Genomic DNA, 19,091 nt, shown 5'->3' with positions numbered 1-19,091 from the left:
AAAAATGATGAAAAAAATGATACTAATAGCAGGGCCTTGTGTGATAGAAAATGAAGAACTTGTTTTTAAGGTTGCACAAGAGCTTGAATGCTTTTTAAAAGATGATAGAATTGATTTTTATTTTAAATCAAGCTTTGATAAAGCAAATAGAACTAGTATTAATAGTTTTAGAGGACCAGGTCTTGAAAAAGGTTTGGAAATTTTGCAAAAAGTGAAAGATAAATTTGGTATGCAAATTCTTACTGATATTCATGAGAGTTCTCAAGCAAGTATTGCGGCTGAAGTTGTAGATGTTTTACAAATTCCTGCCTTTTTATGTAGGCAAACTGATTTATTAGTAGCTGCTGCTAAAACAAAGGCTAAGGTAAATGTAAAAAAAGGGCAATTTTTAAATCCTGAAGATATTAAATACAGCGTAGCTAAAATTTTACAAACTAGAGACATTAACGAAGAAGGTTTTGAAATAGCCAAAGAAAATGGTGTTTTTGTAGCTGAGAGAGGTTCTAGTTTTGGCTATGGAAATTTGGTTGTAGATATGAGAAGTTTGGTTATCATGAGAAAATATGCTCCGGTTGTTTTTGATGCTACTCATAGTGTGCAAATGCCAGGAGCAAATGGTGGAAGTAGTGGAGGCAAAAGTGAATTTGTAGAACCTTTAGCAAGAGCTGCTGCTAGTGTGGGTGTGGATGGATTTTTCTTTGAAACGCACATTGATCCTTGTAAGGCTTTATGTGATGGACCAAATATGCTTGATCTTTCAAGACTTAAAAACTGCGTAAATACGCTTTTAAAAATTCAAGAAATCATTTAAAAAGGAAAAATATGAATATAATAGAAGGAAATTTAAGTTTAAAAGGTGATGAGAAAATTGCAATTATCAATGCAAGATTTAATCACATTATCACAGATCGTTTAGTTGAAGGTGCTAAAGATGCTTTTTTAAGACATGGGGGCAAGGAAGAAAACTTAAGTCTTATTTTAGTTCCAGGTGCTTTTGAAATTCCTTTTGCATTAAAACAAGCTTGTGAGAGTAAAAAATTTGATGGAATTTGTTGTGTTGGAGCGGTAATTCGTGGAAGTACGCCACATTTTGATTATGTAGCAGCTGAAACTACTAAAGGTATAGCAAGTGTAGGGCTTGGAGCTAATATGCCTGTAAGCTTTGGAGTTTTAACAACTGATACTTTAGAGCAAGCCATAGAAAGAGCAGGCAGTAAAGCAGGTAATAAAGGTTTTGAAGCTATGCTTACTGTAGTTGAAATGCTTAATTTAATCCAAAAAATTAAGGCTTAAAATGGCTACTAGACACCAAGTAAGACAAAGTATAGTTTCTTTGCTTTATGCAGCACAGTTAAATCAAGAAAATAAAGATTTTATTAATGAATTTTTAGATGAGAAAAAAATTCGCAATGATCAAAGAAAATTCACTCTAGATTTATATAATGGCATTAATGAGCAACTTACTTTGCTTGATGAGAAAATTAATGAGTGTTTGAAAGAGCATAAGTTAGATGGAGTGGCTAGTATAGAAAAAGCTATTTTGCGTTTGGGTGCTTATGAGATTTTATTTACTTCTACGCAAAAAGCGATTATTATTAATGAAGCTATAGAGCTTGCAAAAGAAATGGCAGGGGATAATGCTCCTAAATTTATCAATGGAGTACTAGATAAAATCAACAAGGAAGCGCAATGAAACTTTGTGTGGCTTTTGATGTGGCAAGCTATGATGAGTGTATAAATTTAGCCAAAGAATTAAAAGGCTTAGACCTTTGGGTTAAAATAGGGCTTAGATCGTATTTAAGAGATGGGGTAAAGCTTTTAGAGGCGATTAAAAAAGTCGATAATTTTAAAATCTTTTTAGATTTAAAACTTTATGATATACCAAATACTATGGCAGATGCTTGTGAAGAGCTTGCTAAGCTTGATGTAGATATGTTTAATATTCATGCAAGTGCAGGTAAAAGTGCTATGTGTATGATTATGGAGCGTTTAAATGCTTTAAGCAAAAGACCTTTGGTGCTTGCCGTATCTGCTTTAACTAGTTTTGATGAGCAAGAATTTTTTAGTGTATATAAACAAGATATCAAGCAAGCTGTTAAGGATTTTTCTAAAATTAGCTATGAAAGTGGTCTTGATGGTATGGTTTGTTCGGTATATGAAAGTTTATTAATAAAAGAAAACACTAATTCAAATTTTATCACATTAACCCCTGGAATTCGTCCATTTAAAGAAAATTCAGACGATCAAAAAAGAGTAGCTGATATAGAGTGTGCTAAGGATAATTTGTCAGATTTTATCGTAGTTGGAAGACCTATTTATAAAGCAAAAGAACCTAGAAAGGTTTGTAAAGATATATTAGAGCATTTAAAATAAGCCTTTCTTTAGGCTTATTTTAAATATACTTTCATTTTTTTATTATTTAAAACAATTCCATCATCATCACTAATGATTTGAAAATCTCCGTTGAAATTTCTTAAGAAATTATCTTCAAATTTCATAGATTCTTGATCGCAAAGCATTTTTGTTGAAGCAAGATTATCTTCTATTTTAATGCTATTTCCTTGATCTTTATAGTTTCCAAAAAATCTATTACATCCTGAAACACCAAAAACTCTTTTGTCTTTATTATCAAAACTAATGCTTGCTTTAGAATTTTGAGGAAGTTCATAACTTTTTCCATTAGCTTCATAAGAACTTATAGTAAATTCTTTATTTTGTAAATCATCAACACTTAAATTTGCCACAGAACACCCACTAAAAATAGCTAAGCTTGCTATACTTAATGTAATTATTTTTTTCATTTTGATTCTCCTTATACATGAAAATGTTTTAATTCATCTTCTAAATTTTGACAAACTACATTTAACTCATGAGCAACATCAAGTAAAATTTTTGAAATTTCTTCGTTTTTATCACTTAATTTTACTGTTTCTTGCATTTTATCAAGCAAAGATTGTAAAGTTTCTTGTGTGCTTGAGATTTTTTGCATACAAGCATTTGCTAAATCTCTTGCATTTTCATTGCAAACTTTTACTTCATTAGTTCCTTCTACAAGATCTTTTGCATCTTGATTTAAAGAATTAATTTCTTTAGCATTGTGTTTTAACTCTTTGGAAACTTCATTAATACTATCTACTAATTGCTTGGTGACAATAGCAATATTTTTTAAAAATTCCTCTGAGTTTTGAGCAAGATTTCTTACATCTTCAGCAATAACTGAAAAGCCGCGACCAAATTCTCCAGCACGTGCTGCTTCAATACCTGCATTTAATGATAAAAGATTAGTTTTATCGGCAATTTCTCCCATCATATCAGAAGCTTTTTTAATCTCTTCTGCTTGTTTTTCCATAACTTCAACTTTTTGAGATAACACATCTTCATTTTCTGCAACAACTCTTACTTTATCTACTACCTGATTTAGTGAATCAAGCATAGTATTTAAAACTTCAAAAGATTTTGTATTTGCCTTGTTTGCATTATTTGAAAGTTCAGCAAGATCTTGTAACTCTGTATGAATTTGCTCACTTAAATGATAAGATTCATCGGTTTTTGTATGACCTTCTTTAGTTCTATTTGCTAGATCAAGTGCATTAGCATTTAAAAGTTTAGATTGTTTATCTACCATTTGAGAATTTTCATTAGTAGAAATTACTGCATTTTGAATTTTTTCAATAAATTGATTAATATAAGTACAAGCTTTACCTATCTCATCAGTGCTTTTTATGTTAATTCTTGCGCGTAAATCTCCATCGCCACTAGCTAGCTCTTTAGCATGTTTTAAAAGATCTAAAACAGGATTACCCACAACTATTTTTAAAATATAAAGCACAGCAAAAACAGTAAAAAGTAAAGCTATGCTAAAAATAACAATATAAGTTCTAGCTGAGCTTGCTAAATCATCATCTACATGTTTTAAGTCATTATACATATCCATAACCCCTAAAACATCACCTTCTTTAGCATTTGCATGGCAAGCAAGACAACTCTCATTGGCAATTAATGGACGTATAAGCCTTAGATAATGTCCTTGATCATTATTAATCTCAACTGCTTTAATTTCTGGCTTGTTAAATTGCTCATTGATAATACTTTCATTGCTTTTTGTGTATTTTTGCATTTCAAAAAGCTCAACGGTGCTTTTTGAAGGATAAATTTTAATATCTTTTATACCTTCTATCTCACCTGCTTCTTTTATAGCTTGTTCTATAATGGCAGGATCACCCAAATTCATCGCCATTCTTAGTGTTTGAAAAACAGAAGTGCTTAAGGTATCTAAATTTGCACGGCTGATTCTATTGGTCGTTTGCTGAGAGTCTTTTTGTAAAATAATTTGCATAATAATAAAACTAATTAGCAATGTAGAAATCATTGCTAAAGATATCTTTGCACCTATGCTTTTAAACATTTAAGCTCCTTGTGTTAATGTAAAAAGTGTCTTACGCCACTAAAATATAGTGCAATACCATATTCATTAGCAGCTTGGATGATATCCTCATCTCTTATGCTTCCACCTGGTTCAATAATAGCTTTTACACCTATTTTGCTAGCCTCATCTATGCTATCTCTAAATGGAAAGAAAGCCTCGCTTGCTAAAACACAACCATTTAAATCAAGTCCCATTTCCTTAGCTTTATTAATAGCTGCTTTAGCTGCATCAATACGACTTGTCATACCCATGCCAATAGCCACCATAGCGCCATTTTTTACATAAACTACGTTATTTGATTTGGTAAATGCAGCAATTTTCATAGCTATTTCAAGATCTTTTAATTCTTGTTCATTAGCTTTTCTTTCGCTTTTTAATACCGCATTTTTTAATTCATCTTCTTTAACTTCATCGCTATCTTGATATACAAAACCACCATCTATATGTTTAAAATCATATTTATCATAGGCTCTAGTTAAAAATGGCGCTTTTTGTGTAAAGATTTTAATACGTTTTTTATCTTTAAATACTTCCAAAGCATCATCATCTACATTTGCTGCAATGATTACTTCTATATAAATTTCATTGATTTTTTGCGCTAATTCTTTATCTAAAGTTCCATTAATAGCTACAACTCCTCCATAAGCACTTAAGGTATCGCATTTAAGCGCATGGATATAGCTTTGGAGTAAGTTTTCTTTTATGGCAAATCCACAAGCATTTGCATGTTTTACAATGGCTACTGCTGGAGCTTTATCAAAAGCACTTGCTAAATTTAAAGCTGCGTTAATATCGGTTAGATTATTAAAACTTGCTTCACCTTTTAAGGTTGTAAAATTGTGCGTGAAAAAGTCATCAAATTCATATAAGGCACCTTTTTGATGAGGGTTTTCTCCATATCTTGTATCAAATACTTTTTGACCTACAATAAATTTACTTGCCCCAAAACCACCATTAAAACGCTCGTTCATATAGTTTGCTATATAAGCATCATAATTTGCTGTATGCTCATAAGCTTTGATCATCAATGTTCTTCTAAAATCAAGATCTAAAGTATTATCTTTTAAAGCTTGTATGATTTTACCATAGTCTAAAATATCGCAAACCACAATGACATTTTTAAAGTTTTTTGCACCACTGCGTATCATAGCAGGACCGCCGATATCGATATTTTCTACAATCTCATCAAAATCTTGGGTTAAAATTGTAGTTTTTTTGAAAGGATATAAATTCACACAAAGTAAGTCTATGCTTTCTATATTATGTTCTTTAGCTTGCTTTTGGTGATTTTTATCTTCTCTTTTGTATAAAATTCCGCCATGAATTTTTGGGTGCAAGGTTTTTACGCGTCCTTCAAACATTTCAGGACTTTGAGTAAAATCACTAACTTCTTGTACTTGTAGGTTGTTTTCTTTTAAAAGCTTATAAGTGCCTCCAGTAGATAAAAGCTCAAAACCTAATTTTGCAAGCTCACTAGCAAATTCTACTACTCCTTCTTTATCACTGACACTAATTAGTGCTTTCATTGATTTTTCCTTTCTATGTATTGTTTTAAAAATTCATAAGATTCATTAACTTCTTGAAATTTTTTTACACCTTCTTTTATTTTTGCTTCATCGCTGTTGTTCGCGTTTAAAATATCAGGATGATATTTTTTAGCAAGTTCTCTATAGCGTTTTTTAAGCTCTTGTAAATTTACATTTTCGCTTACACCTAAAATCTCACATGCTTTTTGCAAATTCATGCCTACTTTTTGAGTTTGCATAGAATTTAGAAGTCTTTCAAGTATATTTAGATCAAGATTAAAGGCTTTGACAATGGCTTTTAATACATCTTTTTTAGTGCTGTTAAGTTCTCCATCAATCAAGGCCATTGCAACCAAAACATTTAATATATTAATTCTTTCTTGTTGAGGTAAAGGTACTTCCTTGATGAGTTCTTTGGCTACTTCATAGGTGTCATTTAAGGTGTTTTTGTGTTCATTAAAACTTTGTTTTAAAAATTCTCTTTCTCTTGAATCTTTAGCGTTATAATCAAGAATTTGTGAGATCATATTAGCTTCATTTTCGCTAACCCTGCCATCACTTTTTGCTATTTTTGCTAAAAGTGCTATTACATAGTAGTTTAATCTTCTTTTAAAGCCATCAATTCTTTCTTCGTGATAGCCTTGCTTAAAACCTTGAGAGAAACTTTTAGCCCCTTTTTTAAAGGAGCCTAAAAGATCATCTTTACCCCATGTTTTATAATACCAATAAAATGCCAAAATTGCCAATACAAGTAAAACAAAAAGCATTTTTATCCTAAATACTCATTAAATTTATCAAAATAAATTGTTTGTAGTTTTGCTAAAGATATCTTAATATCATCTAAAATGAAATCTTTTTCATTTAAATTTCCAAGTTTTGTAAATTTAATTCCCATTTCATTTACAAATTTAATAAATTTTTCTTCATCTTTAACGCCAACTATAACTCTTGTCGGACTTTCTTCGAAAATAAAACTCTTATCTTCAAAATCAGTTTTTACTTCAATACCTAAATTTGCTTTTGCACTCATTTTAGCTAAAGTAATAGCAAGACCACCTATGCCTATGCTATTAGCACAATCAAGTAATTTTGCTTCGTTTGCTTTTAGCAAGAAATCCCATAGTTTTAATTCTGCTTTAAAATCAATATCTTTAAGTTCTCCTGCTACTTTTTGATCTAGTACTTTAGCAATCAAAGATCCACCAAAACTACCTTTGCTTTCTCCAAGTAGATAAATAGCCCTAGTGTCTTTACTAAAATATGATTTTAAAACATTTTCTGCTTTTTCATTTACCCCAACGCAAGCTATAGTTGGGCTTGGAAAAATACTTACACCATCGGTTTCATTGTATAAAGAAACATTGCCGCTTACTACAGGGGTATTGAGTTCTTTACAAGCTAATTTAATACCTTCGCAACCTTGTGCAAATTGCCACATTACCTCAGGATTTTGTGGGTTGCCATAGTTTAAACAATCACTAATTGCTAAAGGTCTGGCTCCTGAGCATGCTATTTTTCTTCCTGCACTTGCAACAGCTGCTGCTGCGCCGATTTTTGGATTTACATAGTTTAATCTTGAGTTGCACTCAATGACCATAGAAAGTAAGCAGTTATTTTCTTTAATTCTAATACTATTTGCACCTAAAGCCCCATCACTTTTTAAAGTATTGGTTTGTACGCTTGAGTCAAATTGCTCATAAATATAAGCTTTATTGCTAACATTTTCATCTGCAAGGAGTTTTTCAAATGCTTCTTGAGTAGGAATGTTAAGCTTAAATTGATAGTTTTTTATCTCATCTAAGTATTTTGGTTTAGCCACAGGTCTATCAAGCATAGGTGCTTTTTCGCTTAGTGGCTCAATCGGGATCAAACCAACTAATTCATCATGCCAAAATAGTTCCATTTTACCAGTATCGGTAACTTCGCCTATAATGGCAGCATCAAGCCCCCATTTGTTAAAAATTTCAATAACTTTTTCTTCATAGCCTTTTTTAGCACAAATTAGCATTCTTTCTTGAGATTCACTTAACATTAACTCATAAGGAGTCATACCTTCTTCTCTCATAGGAGTTTTATCAAGGTAAAGTTTCATACCGCTACCACTGCGTCCTGCCATTTCAAAAGAGCTTGAAGTAAGTCCTGCTGCGCCCATATCTTGAATTCCAACTATATAATCAGTTTTGAAAAGTTCTAAACAAGCTTCCATTAATAATTTTTCAGCAAATGGATCGCCAATTTGCACGGTTGGTCTTAAGCTTTTGCTAGATTCATTAAAACTATCGCTTGCCATTACAGCTCCACCAAGCCCGTCACGACCAGTTTTTGAACCCACATAAATTACAGGATTACCTATACCTTCAGCTTTTGCATAAAAAATATCTTCGATTTTGCAAGTTCCAAGTGCAAAAGCATTAACTAAGATATTTCCGTTAAAACACTCATCAAAAGCACATTCTCCACCTATGGTAGGCACACCCATGCAATTACCATAGTGTGAAATTCCACTTACTACACCTTTAACTAAATATTTTTGATGTTTGCCTATTTTTTCATTATGGATATTACCAAATTTTAAAGAATTCATACCTGCAACAACTCTTGCACCCATGGTAAAAACATCACGTAAAATTCCGCCCACACCTGTTGCTGCACCTGCGAATGGCTCTATAAAACTTGGGTGATTATGACTTTCTACTTTAAATACAGCTGCCATTCCTTTGCCTATATCTATTACTCCAGCGTTTTCACCAGGACCTTGGATTACCCAAGGGGCCTTGGTTGGAAAGCCATTAAGGTATTTTTTACTTGATTTATATGAGCAATGCTCACTCCACATAGCAGAAATTACTCCAAGCTCTAGCAAATTAGGCTCTCTACCTAGTATGTTTAAAATTTCTTGATATTCCTCGTCGCTAATTTTGTGTTGTTTTATAATTTCTTTATCCATTTTCTCTCCTTTTTATTTTCCTAAACAAAAATTACTAAACATAGCATCTAAAATTTCATCTCTTTCAAAATATTTTGTAAATTGAGCTATTTCTCCTATGGCTAAATTTAATTCAAAAGCAAAAAGTTCTAAAGAACTTTCTTTTAATAAATCTCTTGCACGCAAAATAGCTTCGCTAGCATTTTTACAAGCATTGAGTATTAAGGTATTGCTAATTAGCATTCCATCGCCATCTAAAGTATTTAAGTATTCATTTAAACTTTCCTTAATGGCTTGAGTGTTTTCTTGGGCGCAAATGCGTATACAAGAAGTGCTAATTTCATGTTTAAATTTGGTGGTTAGATCGCTTTTGTTTAAAACATAAATGATTTTTTTATCACAATCTTTTAAAGCTTGTAAAATACGCTCATCTTCTTCTTCAAATTCTTTAGATCCATCGAAAACAGCTATGATAATATCTGCTTCTTTAATACTTTCATAGCTTAAATTAACCCCGATTTTTTCTATCTCATCATCTGCATTTCTTATACCTGCTGTGTCGATGATTTTGATTAAATGTGAGCCTATTTTTAAACTTTCCTCGATACGATCTCTTGTGGTGCCTGCAATATTAGAAACAATAGCTCTATCAAAAGCTAAAAGTGAATTTAACAAGGAGCTTTTTCCCGCATTTGGCTTACCGATAATAGCGACTTTAAAGCCTTCTATAAGTCCTTTTTTACTTAAAGAAATATCTACTATATCACGTAAAAGTTTTGAATTTTTTTCACACATAGCAATGATTTGATCAAGCAAATCTTGCGGTAAATCATCATCTGCATAATCAATGCTTGTTTCTACAAAAGCAAGGGTTTGAACAAGATCCATTCTAATGGTATTTAAAAATTTACTTAAATCACCTTTAATGTTTTTTGCTATGATATTTGCAGCACTTGTTGATTTTGACATGATGGCATCCTGTATGCTTAAAGCTTTTAAAAGATCCATCTTGCCATTTAAACAAGCTCTTTTGCTAAATTCTCCAGGGTTAGCAAGGCGTGCACCTGCTAAAATAAGCTCATCAAGTAAAATTTCACTCAAAGAAAAACCCCCATGAAGTTGAAATTCTACTATATCTTCTCCTGTAAAAGAGTAGGGGGCTTTAAAATAAATTACTAAAGCTTCGTCTAAAAAATCGTTGTTGTTTTTATAAAGTTTGCACAAATGTGCATAGCGGGGTGTTAGTTCTTTTTTGTGGGTAATTTTCAATGCAAGCTCTAAAGCTTTCCCCCCACTTATTCTAATAATACTTATAGAGCCCACTCCATGGGCTGTGGCAATGGCAGCTATAGTATCATTCATTCATTTTTCTTCAAAAAATCATTCACAACGATATATCTTTGATCGTCATTTTGTTTGATAGCTACATATTTATCAGGAAAGCGTTCTCTTAATTTTTCTAAAGCAAGTTTTAGCCAAATTCCATCAAGTGGTTTTGTTTGAACTCTTCCTGTACTTTCTACTTTTTCTATAAGAATTTTTAAATAATTTTCTATAGCTTGGGTTTGATTTTCTAAAAATTGAGCAATTTCTAGTCTTGGTTGAATTTTGTATTTAGCGCTAAGCCAGTTATAAAGTAAATAAGAAAAAGCCTTATATCTATGAGCTTCTTTGCCTATAAGTAAAGCCGCGTCTTCTCCATCAAGTTTTATTAGTACGCAATTTTCATCCCAAATGCTAACTTGTACAACTTTGATGTCAAAATCAAAAGTTGCTAGTAGCTTTTCTAGTGAAATTTTTATCTCATCAATATAGGAAGCGATATTTCTTTCTTCTGATGATTCTTTATGAAATGAATCAAAAATGGCATCATTTTTTACTTTATAGTGCTCTTTAGGTTGAGTAATATCTTCAATTGGTTTTTGAAAATTTTCTTTGTATTCTTTCTTAGGTTCGTTTTTATCAAAGTTTTTTTGCGTATGCTTGTTAAATTTCTCATTATGAAATTTTTTAGTTTTTTCTTGATGAGGTTTTTGAGTTTTTTTATGCCCTTTGATACAAATAATAGCATTTTTTCTAAACAAACCAAAAAATCCTGCTTTAGCATGCTGAATAACTTCATATTCTAGATCAATCACAGAGCACTCAAGTTGCTTTGAGGCTTCTATGAGTGCGGTTTGTAAGTCTTTAGCTTCTATGTTCATGTTTAGCTATTTCCTCTTTTTTGTGGTTTTTGAAAAGTTTATTTACAATCACTTGTTGAATAAGTGAACATATATTATTTACACACCAATATAAAGTTAAACCTGCTGGGAAGGTTAAGAAGAAGAAAGTGAAAATTAATGGTAAAAATTTCATAATCTTTTCTTGCATAGGATCTTGTATGGCCATTGGTGTGATAAGTTGTTGGATAAACATAGTTAGACCCATAAATATAGGTAAAATAAACCATGGATCCATTACAGATAAATCTGTAATCCAAAAAGCCCAAGGTGCAGCTTTAAGTTCTATAGCATTTAGTAAAACTCTATAAATTGCAAAGAAAATTGGAATTTGAATAAGTATAGGCAAACATCCACTCATAGGATTTGCGCCATGTTTTTTATAAAGTTCCATCATATGTAAATTCATTTTTTGCGGATCACCTTTATAGCGCTCTCTGATATCTTTCATTTTAGGTGCCAAATCTTTGAGTTTATTCATAGAAATCATTGATTTATAAGTAAGTGGGAAAAGAATAATACGCACGATTAAAGTCATCACTACAATAGCCCAACCCCAGTTGCCCATGTAGCCATGTAAGAAATTTAAAAATTCAAACATAGGCTTAGCTATAAAAGTAAACCAACCATATTCCACAACATCATCTAAATCCGCATGAATGCTTCTTAAAATTTCATGCTCTTTTGAGCCAACATAACCGCTTGCTTTAAAAGTATTTGTCGCACTTGCAAAAACGATAGAGTTTTCGTGATTGTCTTTAGTAACTACAGCATTAAGTGGTTTTTCAAAATTATAAAAGAAGGCACTATAATAGCGATCTGAAGCTGCCATAAGGGTTACATTAGAAAAACTTTCATCATTTTCTACATCGCCATCTTCTAACATTGTGATTTTATCATCTTTATCTAAGATTAAAACCCCATGCACTGTATAGCTATCAACTGCTATATTTGGACGATAACCTGGAGTGATAAAATAAGCTGCGTCTTTACTTAAATTAACCTCTAAATCATAGTTTCCATATTTATGGAAAGTAATTTTTTTAGTTACTACTAAATCGTTTAGATTTTGAGTAAGGATTAAGGTTGTGTTTTCATCGCTTACATTGATAGTTTTTTGACTTGTGGTATATGAAGTATTAAAAGCTTCTTGATTGATTTTTGCATCGCTAAATCTTACTTCTAGTGGTAAAGGCGATAAAGAAGTATCTACTAGATTAATACTTTTACCATTTTCATCTTTGTATTTTTCATCACTTAGATAAAATTTAGCTATCCTACCTAAAGAGTCAATATGTGCTTCAAAATGCTCACTTTTAACAACTGCTATTTCTTCTTTTTGATTAACACTAAGTTCTGTTTTTGGAGCTTGGGTGTTTGTGTTTGTAGTGCTTTGTGGAGCTGAGTTGTTTTGTTCTATTTGGGTGATATTTTGCTCAGTTTGTGGAGCTTTGGGGATAAAAAAATAATCATAAACTACAAAAAATAAAAATGATAATACAACAGCGATTAATATGCGTTTTTGTTGAGATAAATTTTCTGACACGGATTGTCCTTTGGAAATATAATCTTAATTAAAAAAAATTGATTATCGTTGCAAGGGATATAAAGATAGTTGAGTTGTTTTAAAGCATTAAAACTAGGTTTAAAACATATACCTGAGTTTAGATTATTCTTGCGTATTTTAGGATAATCAATACCACCTTTAAAAAACGGATTGCATTTTAAAATTCTTAAAAAAACTGCACCAAATGCTTTAATAATATTATTTTTTTTAAATTGCCACAAGGCGTATTCAGAGCAACTTGGGTAATACCTACAGCATTGTGGTTTAAAAGGACTGATAAAGAGTTGATAAAATCTGATAAGTTTTAGACAAGCTATTTTATACATCCTATTTTTTTCAAACCCCATTTCAAGTTTTTTTCTAATTTTAAAAAAGGAATTTCAGTGATACTTGTTTTAGCTACAAGTATGTATTTTCCGTTTTCAACTTGATTTTTAACCTGAAAAAAAGCTGATCTTAAGAGCCTTTTGGCTCTATTTCTTATGACAGCTTTTCCAACTTTTTTGCTAGCAACAACAGCGAATTTTTTTTCATCACTCAAAATGTAAAAGATGATCATGCCTTCGCAATGCCATTTTTTACCTTCTTTATAAATTGTTGCAAACTCTCCTAAGTCGTTAATACTTAGAAAATCTTTTATACCGCTAATCTTTTTCTACCTTTAGCGCGTCTAGCATTGATCACTTTGCGACCATTTTTACTTTTCATACGTACGCGAAAACCATGAGTTCTTTTTTTAGGGGTTTTATGTGGTTGGTATGTTCTTTTCATATTTTTTCCTTAACTTAAAATAAAAAACAAAATAATAAGCGAGTATGTTAGCAAAATCTTACTTAAATCTGCTTTTAATTAAGAGTTATTTTAAAACTTTTTGCTAAATTTTGATTTTATTTTGTAAATTAAGGAAAAATAATGGCTTTTGAAATTTGTGAGAGTAAAAAAGAAGATTTAGAAAAAATTTTGGAATTACTCAAAGAACTTGCTATTCATGAAAATATGCTTGATGATGTAAAATGTACAACTAAAGAGCTTGAAGAATCGTTTTTTAAATATGAATATGCTAAGGCTTTGAGCTTAAAGGTTGATGGTGAGATAATAGGTTATGTGATGTATTATTTTACTTTTTCATCTTTTTGGGGTTTGGGTGGGTTGTACTTAGAAGATATTTACATACAGCCAAAACATAGAAAAAAAGGCTATGCTAGAGCTGTTTTTAAATACTTAGCACAAATTTGTAAAGAAAAAAATCTCAAACGCTTAGAGTGGGTTTGTTTAAATGATAATGATTTGGGTATTGAATTTTATACCAAGTTAAATGCAAGACATATGAGCGAGTGGAGAACTTATCGTTTAGAGGGTGAAAATTTAGAAGCATTGATGTGATGAATAAACGCAGTTTGTATTATCTAAAAGCTTTTGGTTATGAATACTTAAATGAACAAAAGAAAATTAGACATTTTAACTTAAACTTTAAAGAATTAAATGAAAGAGTGAAAACTTGCAATCTTTGTCATTTTTCTAAACTAAGAAAACATAGTTTAATAGAAAAAGAAGCCAAAAATGCTAAAATTTTGATTTACCAAGCCTTTGTTGATAAAGAAGAAAATGAAAGTGGAAAGTTTTTTGCTTCTAAAAATAAGCAAGAGTTTTTAATGCTTTGCGAAGAGCTTTTAAATTTAAAAGAAGATGAAATATATTTTTCTTATATGTTTAAATGTTTTAGTAATTTTAAAATAGATGATCAAGCACTAAAATTATGCTTGCCGTATTTTTATAACGAGCTTGATTTTGTAAAAGCAAAGATTATTTTATGTCTTGGTCAAGAAGCTTTTGCGAGTTTGGGTTTTGAGAATTTTCAAAAATACAAAGGGCAATGTATGCGTTTTAATAATGCTTTGCTTTTGCCAAGTTATGATTTGAATTTTGTGAGTAAAAATCCTAGCTTTTATACTGAATTTATAGAAGATATTAAAAAAATAAAAGGTTATTTATGAGAAAAAGTTTAGTTTGTTTGTTGATGAGTTTTGTTTTAACTTTAAGTGTTTTTGCAAAAGAGCAAAAGCCATCACCCATAGAACCTAGTGAGTCTTTTTATCCTAATTTAGAATTTCAAAATTGCGATAATGATTGTTTGTTTACTTTGTTAGAAACAGGACTTTATTTTAATTTCTTATCAAGATTTAACAATGATAATGCAAATGAACTTTTGGTTAATATCTATACTAAACTTTTAAATTCTATTATAGATTTTGAAAAAAGAATTCAAAAAAATGCTAGTGTAAAACTAGCTATTATTTTACCTGAGCAAACGATTAAAAGTTATTCTAATACTATTATAAACTCAAGTATAGCGTATTTGCTAAGACAAAGAGCGCAGATAAAAGTAAAGGTGTTTTTAATAGGTACTGAAGATGAGAGCAAGATAGCTAAAGCTTTTAAACAAGCTCAAGAAGAAAAATTTAATTATATCATCGCAGGTTTTACGGATAAGGGTGTGAAAAATTTATTAAAAGAAAATCTTGATTTAAATGTAAAAGTTTTCATACCAACTGTACATAAAAGAAATTTTGATACGCAAAATGAAAATGTGTATTTTGGAAGTATAGATTATCAAAAACAAATTCAAAAACTTTTAGAGTATTCAAATGGCAAAAATATTATTTTTTCAGATGGAACACCTTTGGCAAATCGCTTAGATGAGAATGTTTTAAACGCAGGTAATGGTAGCGAGAAAATTTATACTATTAATAGTTCTAAATTTGATTTTAGAAGTATTTTAAATCAAAATAGAAGTTTTCAAGATTCTAGTATTATTTTAAATACCTCTTTGATAAAAACAGCGCTCATAAGCTCGCAAATAAGAACTTATGATATAGAACCTTTTGTGTTATTATCAACTCAGATTAATTATAATCCTATTTTGCTAAGTTTAACGCAAATTAATGATAGAAAAAAACTTTTGCTAGCAAATTCCATTTCTAATGAGGATCAAACTCTAAGCTATCTTAATGAGCTTTTTTCGCAAAATATTAACTATAACTGGATAGCGTATGCAACTAGCGTGGGTCTTGATTATTTTTATACGCAGTTTTTAGATAAAGACTCTCAAAGAATTTTCGATGAGAGTTTAAATAATAATCAATTTGACTATAAGGTTAAGATCATACGCTCGCAAGGCTTAGGTTTTACTCCTTTGCAAGATCAGTAAAAACCCTAGCTATAGCCTCATCTATAGGGGCTACTTTTTCATTTTTTAAAAAGGCTAGGGTAAATTCAGCCTCAAAAAGCTTGGTATTTTCTTTATAAATCTCTTGTTTTATACAAACTGAGGCTTTTTTAAGCTTTGTGATAAATGTTTTTACTTCTATAAGATCTCCAAGTTTAGCGGGTTTTAAAAAGTTACAATTTGCTTTAGTAAGTAGGAAATGTCCTGTATTTTTATCAAAAATTTTTGCATTTTTTTGAAAAAATATCTCACTTCTTGCTCTTTCGCAAAATTTTAAGTAGTTGCTATGGTATACCACTCCACCTGCATCGGTATCTTCATAATAAATTCGTATTTGCATTTAAAATCCTTTTTTTGTTTTTTATAATACATTATATTGAAAGTAAATTGAATATCAAATATGAATTTTAATCATTAATATTCTGTCTTAAATACATTAATAATTAGATATTATTCTATAATTTTTATTTTATATTTGGAAATTACATGAAAAAAGTGAAAAATAAAACTTTAGCCGAACAAGTATATGATGAATTAGAAAGAAGAATAGTTTTTTGTGAAATAGAGCCTGGTAGTATTTTGACAGAACAGGGCATAGCAAATATGCTTGATGTTGGACGTACGCCTGTAAGAGAAGCATTATTGTTGCTTTCAAAACGTTATTTGGTGAATATATCAAATGCAGGAATAATGGTTCCACAAATGAATGCTTCTTTACAAATGCAACTTTTGGAAGTAAGAAGAGTTATTTTGAAACTTTGTATAGAATGTGCTATAAAAAGACTTACTGAGGATGATAAAAAAGCTATAAATGAACTTTTAAATGAAATTGAAAATTATGATGAAATAAATTTTTTATCATGGCTTGATAAAAGACAAGATGTATTAGCTAAAGCTTCTAAAAATTATTTTATTTACGAAGAATTGAGAAATGTACAAGGGATTTCAAGGAGATTTTGGTATCGCTATGCTCAAAATAGTCAACATGATATTGTAAAAGAAAAACACAAGAATATATTAAAAGCTGTGTATCAAAAAAACACAGAAAAAGCCTTGGAATATGTTGATGATATTATTGATTATTTTGAGAATTTTGTTAAACAATATTTGATTTGATATAATCATATAATTAAGTATATATATTTAATTTTACAACTAAAACTACCTTACTAACTTATTTGGTATTTTAATCATAGGAATATCTTTTAAATATGTTTACCAATATTCACATATTTATATGTTTTTTCAAGGTAATAAAATATATAATATATTTATTGTCGACATTAAGTATTTATTAAGTTTTTTTCCTATAGACTTGAAAATATAACAATACAAAAAGGAGTTGTATGTCAAGTAAAATAGCGGTTAAAACAAAATTATTCCCCTCAAAATCTCCATTAGAATGGGCTGTTGTATCAAATAATATTTTATATACAGCACAAATTCCTATTGATAAAAATGGAGAGGTTGTTACTGGTGGTATAGAAGCGCAAACCAAACAAGTTTTTTCAAATCTTATTCATACTTTAGAATGTGCTGGTTCTAAATTAGATGATGTGTTACAGATTTTAATTTATGTTACAAAAAGAGAAGATTTAAAATTTGTAAATTCGGTATATTCAACCTATTTTAATACAGTTTATCCAAATAGAGCTGCATTTATTGTTTCTGGTTTGGCTAGAGAAGAAATGCTGGTTGAATTTGTAGTTTATGCACAAACTCATAATTAAAATTATAAAGGAGGTAAAATGTTAGATTGTACTAAGGGTTTATATATTAATGGTCAATGGGTAGAGGGTGTTAATACTATAAAAAATATTAATCCATCTGATATTGATAATGATCTAGGGGATGTAGCACAAGCTGATAAAAAACAAGTAGAGCTAGCTATTGATGCTGCCAAAGAGGCTCAAGTTTCTTGGGAAAAAACTCCTTTAGAAGAAAAGGCAAATTTGCTTTATAAAATCGGCGAATCTTTAATGAATAGAAGCGATGAGATTGGAAAAATCATATCTTTAGAAGAAGGAAAAACAAAAATAGAAGGAAAAGGAGAAGCGTTTAGATCAGGTCAATTTTTTCAATATTATGCAGCTGAAGTATTAAGACAAATTGGGGAAAATGCAGCGTCTGTAAGAAGTGGTGTTGATGTTGAGATTACAAGAGAGGCTGTTGGTGTTGTTGGTATTATTTCTCCTTGGAATTTCCCTATTGCAACAGCTTCTTGGAAAATAGCTCCTGCTCTTTGTTTTGGTAATAGTATAGTATGGAAACCAGCTAATACCACTCCAGCTTCTGCTGTAGCTTTGGCTGAGATTATTCATGAGCATGGATTGCCAAGTGGTGTATTTAATTTAGTTTTAGGTAGTGGTGGAGAAGTTGGTGAGACTATTATTAATTCTAGAAATATCAACGCACTTTCTTTTACTGGATCTGTTGATGTTGGTAGAAAAATAGCACGTGCTACGGCTGCAAATTTTGTTAAATGTCAATTAGAAATGGGTAGTAAAAATGCCTTAGTTATTATGGATGATGCAGATCTTGATCTTGCTGTTGAGTGTGCTATTGCAGGAGCTTTTTCGGGTACTGGACAAAAATGCACAGCAAGTTCTCGTTTGATTGTTATGGAAAATATTCACGATGCTTTTGTTGAGAAAATGGTTTCTAGAATGAAAACAATAAAGGTTGGCCATTGCTTAGATGATGGAATTTTTATGGGACCAGTAGCTGATAATAAACAATTTGAATCTAATTTCAAATGGGTTCAAAGAGCTAAAGATCTTGGAGCGGAATTGGTATTTGGTGGTGAAAAATTATCACTTGATAAAAATGGTTACTATATGTCTCCTACTTTATTTATTAATACTAAAAATGATTGGGATGTTAATCAGGAAGAAATTTTTGCTCCATTAGCATGTGTGATTAAAGCAAAAGATTTACAAGAAGCTGTTGCACTTAATAATGGTACTCGTTTTGGATTGACTTCAGGGATTGTAACATCGAGTTTAAAAAATGCAAACATATTTAAAAAAGAAGCAAAAAGTGGTTGTGTTATGATTAATCTTCCTACAGCTGGAACAGATTATCATGTACCTTTTGGAGGTAGAAAAGAATCTAGCTTTGGTCCAAGAGAGCAAGGTGCTTATGCGAAGGAATTTTACACAGTTGTAAAAACAACTTATGTAAAAGCTTATTAAATGT

22 protein-coding genes are annotated in these 19,091 nt (G+C 30.6%); 10 read left to right on the top strand and 12 right to left on the bottom strand.

The genetic code is table 11. From position 1 onward, the window contains the following. Positions 1 to 7: 7 nt before the first annotated feature. The 4 genes from kdsA to pyrF are packed head-to-tail and all read left to right on the top strand — an operon-like array spanning position 8 to position 2,373. The gene (gene kdsA, locus L8W68_RS04775; protein WP_263675200.1) at positions 8 to 811 is read left to right on the top strand and encodes a 3-deoxy-8-phosphooctulonate synthase; all 804 of its coding nucleotides are present in this window, start codon (positions 8 to 10) and stop codon (positions 809 to 811) included. Between the two features lie 11 nt (positions 812 to 822). Then, the gene (gene ribE, locus L8W68_RS04770) at positions 823 to 1,293 is read left to right on the top strand and encodes a 6,7-dimethyl-8-ribityllumazine synthase (protein ID WP_257938136.1); all 471 of its coding nucleotides are present in this window, start codon (positions 823 to 825) and stop codon (positions 1,291 to 1,293) included. A 1-nt stretch (position 1,294) separates the two neighbouring features. After that, positions 1,295 to 1,693 carry a transcription antitermination factor NusB gene (gene nusB / locus L8W68_RS04765; RefSeq protein ID WP_257397005.1) on the top strand — a complete coding sequence of 133 codons (399 nt, stop codon included), beginning with the start codon at positions 1,295 to 1,297 and terminating at the stop codon, positions 1,691 to 1,693. Next, complete coding sequence (gene pyrF / locus L8W68_RS04760; protein ID WP_263675199.1) at positions 1,690 to 2,373, top strand: orotidine-5'-phosphate decarboxylase; 684 nt, start codon at positions 1,690 to 1,692, stop codon at positions 2,371 to 2,373. Before nusB ends, pyrF begins: the two co-directional genes overlap by 4 nt. A 14-nt stretch (positions 2,374 to 2,387) precedes the next feature. Here the strand turns inward: pyrF and L8W68_RS04755 are convergent, their stop codons facing one another. The 11 genes from L8W68_RS04755 to rpmH are packed head-to-tail and all read right to left on the bottom strand — an operon-like array spanning position 2,388 to position 13,438. Beyond that, the gene (locus L8W68_RS04755; protein ID WP_263675198.1) at positions 2,388 to 2,801 is read right to left on the bottom strand and encodes an META domain-containing protein; all 414 of its coding nucleotides are present in this window, start codon (positions 2,799 to 2,801) and stop codon (positions 2,388 to 2,390) included. An 11-nt stretch (positions 2,802 to 2,812) separates the two neighbouring features. Next, positions 2,813 to 4,405, bottom strand: coding sequence for a methyl-accepting chemotaxis protein (locus tag L8W68_RS04750; protein ID WP_263675197.1), 1,593 nt, complete (start codon positions 4,403 to 4,405; stop codon positions 2,813 to 2,815). 14 nt (positions 4,406 to 4,419) lie between these two features. Then, entirely contained in the window at positions 4,420 to 5,952 is a 1,533-nt protein-coding gene (purH, locus tag L8W68_RS04745; RefSeq protein WP_263675196.1) for a bifunctional phosphoribosylaminoimidazolecarboxamide formyltransferase/IMP cyclohydrolase, read from the bottom strand. After that, on the bottom strand, positions 5,949 to 6,719 hold the full coding sequence (locus tag L8W68_RS04740) for a DnaJ domain-containing protein (RefSeq protein ID WP_257904721.1): 771 nt from the start codon (positions 6,717 to 6,719) through the stop codon (positions 5,949 to 5,951). The genes purH and L8W68_RS04740 overlap by 4 nt, the downstream gene beginning before the upstream one ends. 2 nt (positions 6,720 to 6,721) lie before the next feature. Continuing rightward, positions 6,722 to 8,899, bottom strand: a complete 2,178-nt coding sequence (gene purL, locus L8W68_RS04735) for a phosphoribosylformylglycinamidine synthase subunit PurL (RefSeq protein ID WP_263675195.1) — start codon at positions 8,897 to 8,899, stop codon at positions 6,722 to 6,724. A 12-nt stretch (positions 8,900 to 8,911) separates the two neighbouring features. Then, a complete protein-coding gene (gene mnmE, locus L8W68_RS04730) occupies positions 8,912 to 10,240 on the bottom strand; it encodes a tRNA uridine-5-carboxymethylaminomethyl(34) synthesis GTPase MnmE (protein WP_263675194.1) in 1,329 nt (442 codons plus the stop codon). Next, the gene (locus tag L8W68_RS04725) at positions 10,237 to 11,082 is read right to left on the bottom strand and encodes a Jag N-terminal domain-containing protein (protein ID WP_263675193.1); all 846 of its coding nucleotides are present in this window, start codon (positions 11,080 to 11,082) and stop codon (positions 10,237 to 10,239) included. The genes mnmE and L8W68_RS04725 overlap by 4 nt, the downstream gene beginning before the upstream one ends. Further along, positions 11,066 to 12,646 (bottom strand): membrane protein insertase YidC, encoded by a 1,581-nt coding sequence (yidC, locus tag L8W68_RS04720; protein ID WP_263675192.1) that lies wholly within the window; start codon positions 12,644 to 12,646, stop codon positions 11,066 to 11,068. Before yidC ends, L8W68_RS04725 begins: the two co-directional genes overlap by 17 nt. Then, a complete protein-coding gene (gene yidD / locus L8W68_RS04715) occupies positions 12,610 to 12,993 on the bottom strand; it encodes a membrane protein insertion efficiency factor YidD (protein ID WP_263675191.1) in 384 nt (127 codons plus the stop codon). Before yidD ends, yidC begins: the two co-directional genes overlap by 37 nt. Continuing rightward, positions 12,981 to 13,307, bottom strand: a complete 327-nt coding sequence (gene rnpA / locus L8W68_RS04710; RefSeq protein ID WP_263675214.1) for a ribonuclease P protein component — start codon at positions 13,305 to 13,307, stop codon at positions 12,981 to 12,983. Before rnpA ends, yidD begins: the two co-directional genes overlap by 13 nt. Further along, positions 13,304 to 13,438, bottom strand: coding sequence for a 50S ribosomal protein L34 (gene rpmH, locus L8W68_RS04705; RefSeq protein WP_012661270.1), 135 nt, complete (start codon positions 13,436 to 13,438; stop codon positions 13,304 to 13,306). The genes rnpA and rpmH overlap by 4 nt, the downstream gene beginning before the upstream one ends. Positions 13,439 to 13,576: 138 nt before the next feature. Between rpmH and L8W68_RS04700 the strand changes: the two genes are divergently transcribed. The 3 genes from L8W68_RS04700 to L8W68_RS04690 are packed head-to-tail and all read left to right on the top strand — an operon-like array spanning position 13,577 to position 15,875. Continuing rightward, positions 13,577 to 14,050: a GNAT family N-acetyltransferase gene (locus tag L8W68_RS04700; RefSeq protein ID WP_263675213.1), complete on the top strand. Its 474-nt coding sequence runs from the start codon at positions 13,577 to 13,579 to the stop codon at positions 14,048 to 14,050. Next, a complete protein-coding gene (locus L8W68_RS04695) occupies positions 14,050 to 14,661 on the top strand; it encodes a uracil-DNA glycosylase family protein (protein ID WP_263675190.1) in 612 nt (203 codons plus the stop codon). The genes L8W68_RS04700 and L8W68_RS04695 overlap by 1 nt, the downstream gene beginning before the upstream one ends. Beyond that, positions 14,658 to 15,875 carry a hypothetical protein gene (locus L8W68_RS04690; protein WP_263675189.1) on the top strand — a complete coding sequence of 406 codons (1,218 nt, stop codon included), beginning with the start codon at positions 14,658 to 14,660 and terminating at the stop codon, positions 15,873 to 15,875. The genes L8W68_RS04695 and L8W68_RS04690 overlap by 4 nt, the downstream gene beginning before the upstream one ends. Here the strand turns inward: L8W68_RS04690 and L8W68_RS04685 are convergent. Next, the gene (locus L8W68_RS04685) at positions 15,853 to 16,233 is read right to left on the bottom strand and encodes a YbgC/FadM family acyl-CoA thioesterase (RefSeq protein WP_257936520.1); all 381 of its coding nucleotides are present in this window, start codon (positions 16,231 to 16,233) and stop codon (positions 15,853 to 15,855) included. The genes L8W68_RS04690 and L8W68_RS04685 overlap by 23 nt on opposite strands. A 146-nt stretch (positions 16,234 to 16,379) precedes the next feature. On the opposite strand from L8W68_RS04685, the gene L8W68_RS04680 reads away from it, so the two are divergent. The 3 genes from L8W68_RS04680 (at position 16,380) to L8W68_RS04670 (ending at position 19,087) form a co-directional block, all read left to right on the top strand. Then, positions 16,380 to 17,009, top strand: coding sequence for a GntR family transcriptional regulator (locus L8W68_RS04680; RefSeq protein WP_263675188.1), 630 nt, complete (start codon positions 16,380 to 16,382; stop codon positions 17,007 to 17,009). A gap of 230 nt (positions 17,010 to 17,239) precedes the next feature. Then, positions 17,240 to 17,623, top strand: a complete 384-nt coding sequence (locus L8W68_RS04675) for a RidA family protein (RefSeq protein WP_263675187.1) — start codon at positions 17,240 to 17,242, stop codon at positions 17,621 to 17,623. An 18-nt stretch (positions 17,624 to 17,641) separates the two neighbouring features. Then, a complete protein-coding gene (locus tag L8W68_RS04670; RefSeq protein ID WP_263675186.1) occupies positions 17,642 to 19,087 on the top strand; it encodes an aldehyde dehydrogenase family protein in 1,446 nt (481 codons plus the stop codon). Positions 19,088 to 19,091 lie beyond the last annotated feature (4 nt).

The organism is Campylobacter sp. FU_497 (assembly GCF_025772425.1).
Taxonomy (GTDB): Bacteria; Campylobacterota; Campylobacteria; order Campylobacterales; family Campylobacteraceae; genus Campylobacter_D; species Campylobacter_D lari_C.
This window is presented reverse-complemented; position numbering and strand designations above follow the sequence as displayed.

Bases quoted from the DNA above. Each gene is read 5' to 3' on its own strand.
- kdsA (WP_263675200.1), top strand. From the start codon at position 8: ATGAAAAAAATGATACTAATAGCAGGGCCTTGTGTGATAGAAAATGAA.
- ribE (WP_257938136.1), top strand. From the start codon at position 823: ATGAATATAATAGAAGGAAATTTAAGTTTAAAAGGTGATGAGAAAATT.
- nusB (WP_257397005.1), top strand. From the start codon at position 1,295: ATGGCTACTAGACACCAAGTAAGACAAAGTATAGTTTCTTTGCTTTAT.
- pyrF (WP_263675199.1), top strand. From the start codon at position 1,690: ATGAAACTTTGTGTGGCTTTTGATGTGGCAAGCTATGATGAGTGTATA.
- L8W68_RS04755 (WP_263675198.1), bottom strand. From the start codon at position 2,801: ATGAAAAAAATAATTACATTAAGTATAGCAAGCTTAGCTATTTTTAGT.
- L8W68_RS04750 (WP_263675197.1), bottom strand. From the start codon at position 4,405: ATGTTTAAAAGCATAGGTGCAAAGATATCTTTAGCAATGATTTCTACA.
- purH (WP_263675196.1), bottom strand. From the start codon at position 5,952: ATGAAAGCACTAATTAGTGTCAGTGATAAAGAAGGAGTAGTAGAATTT.
- L8W68_RS04740 (WP_257904721.1), bottom strand. From the start codon at position 6,719: ATGCTTTTTGTTTTACTTGTATTGGCAATTTTGGCATTTTATTGGTAT.
- purL (WP_263675195.1), bottom strand. From the start codon at position 8,899: ATGGATAAAGAAATTATAAAACAACACAAAATTAGCGACGAGGAATAT.
- mnmE (WP_263675194.1), bottom strand. From the start codon at position 10,240: ATGAATGATACTATAGCTGCCATTGCCACAGCCCATGGAGTGGGCTCT.
- L8W68_RS04725 (WP_263675193.1), bottom strand. From the start codon at position 11,082: ATGAACATAGAAGCTAAAGACTTACAAACCGCACTCATAGAAGCCTCA.
- yidD (WP_263675191.1), bottom strand. From the start codon at position 12,993: ATGTATAAAATAGCTTGTCTAAAACTTATCAGATTTTATCAACTCTTT.
- rpmH (WP_012661270.1), bottom strand. From the start codon at position 13,438: ATGAAAAGAACATACCAACCACATAAAACCCCTAAAAAAAGAACTCAT.
- L8W68_RS04695 (WP_263675190.1), top strand. From the start codon at position 14,050: ATGAATAAACGCAGTTTGTATTATCTAAAAGCTTTTGGTTATGAATAC.
- L8W68_RS04690 (WP_263675189.1), top strand. From the start codon at position 14,658: ATGAGAAAAAGTTTAGTTTGTTTGTTGATGAGTTTTGTTTTAACTTTA.
- L8W68_RS04685 (WP_257936520.1), bottom strand. From the start codon at position 16,233: ATGCAAATACGAATTTATTATGAAGATACCGATGCAGGTGGAGTGGTA.
- L8W68_RS04680 (WP_263675188.1), top strand. From the start codon at position 16,380: ATGAAAAAAGTGAAAAATAAAACTTTAGCCGAACAAGTATATGATGAA.
- L8W68_RS04675 (WP_263675187.1), top strand. From the start codon at position 17,240: ATGTCAAGTAAAATAGCGGTTAAAACAAAATTATTCCCCTCAAAATCT.
- L8W68_RS04670 (WP_263675186.1), top strand. From the start codon at position 17,642: ATGTTAGATTGTACTAAGGGTTTATATATTAATGGTCAATGGGTAGAG.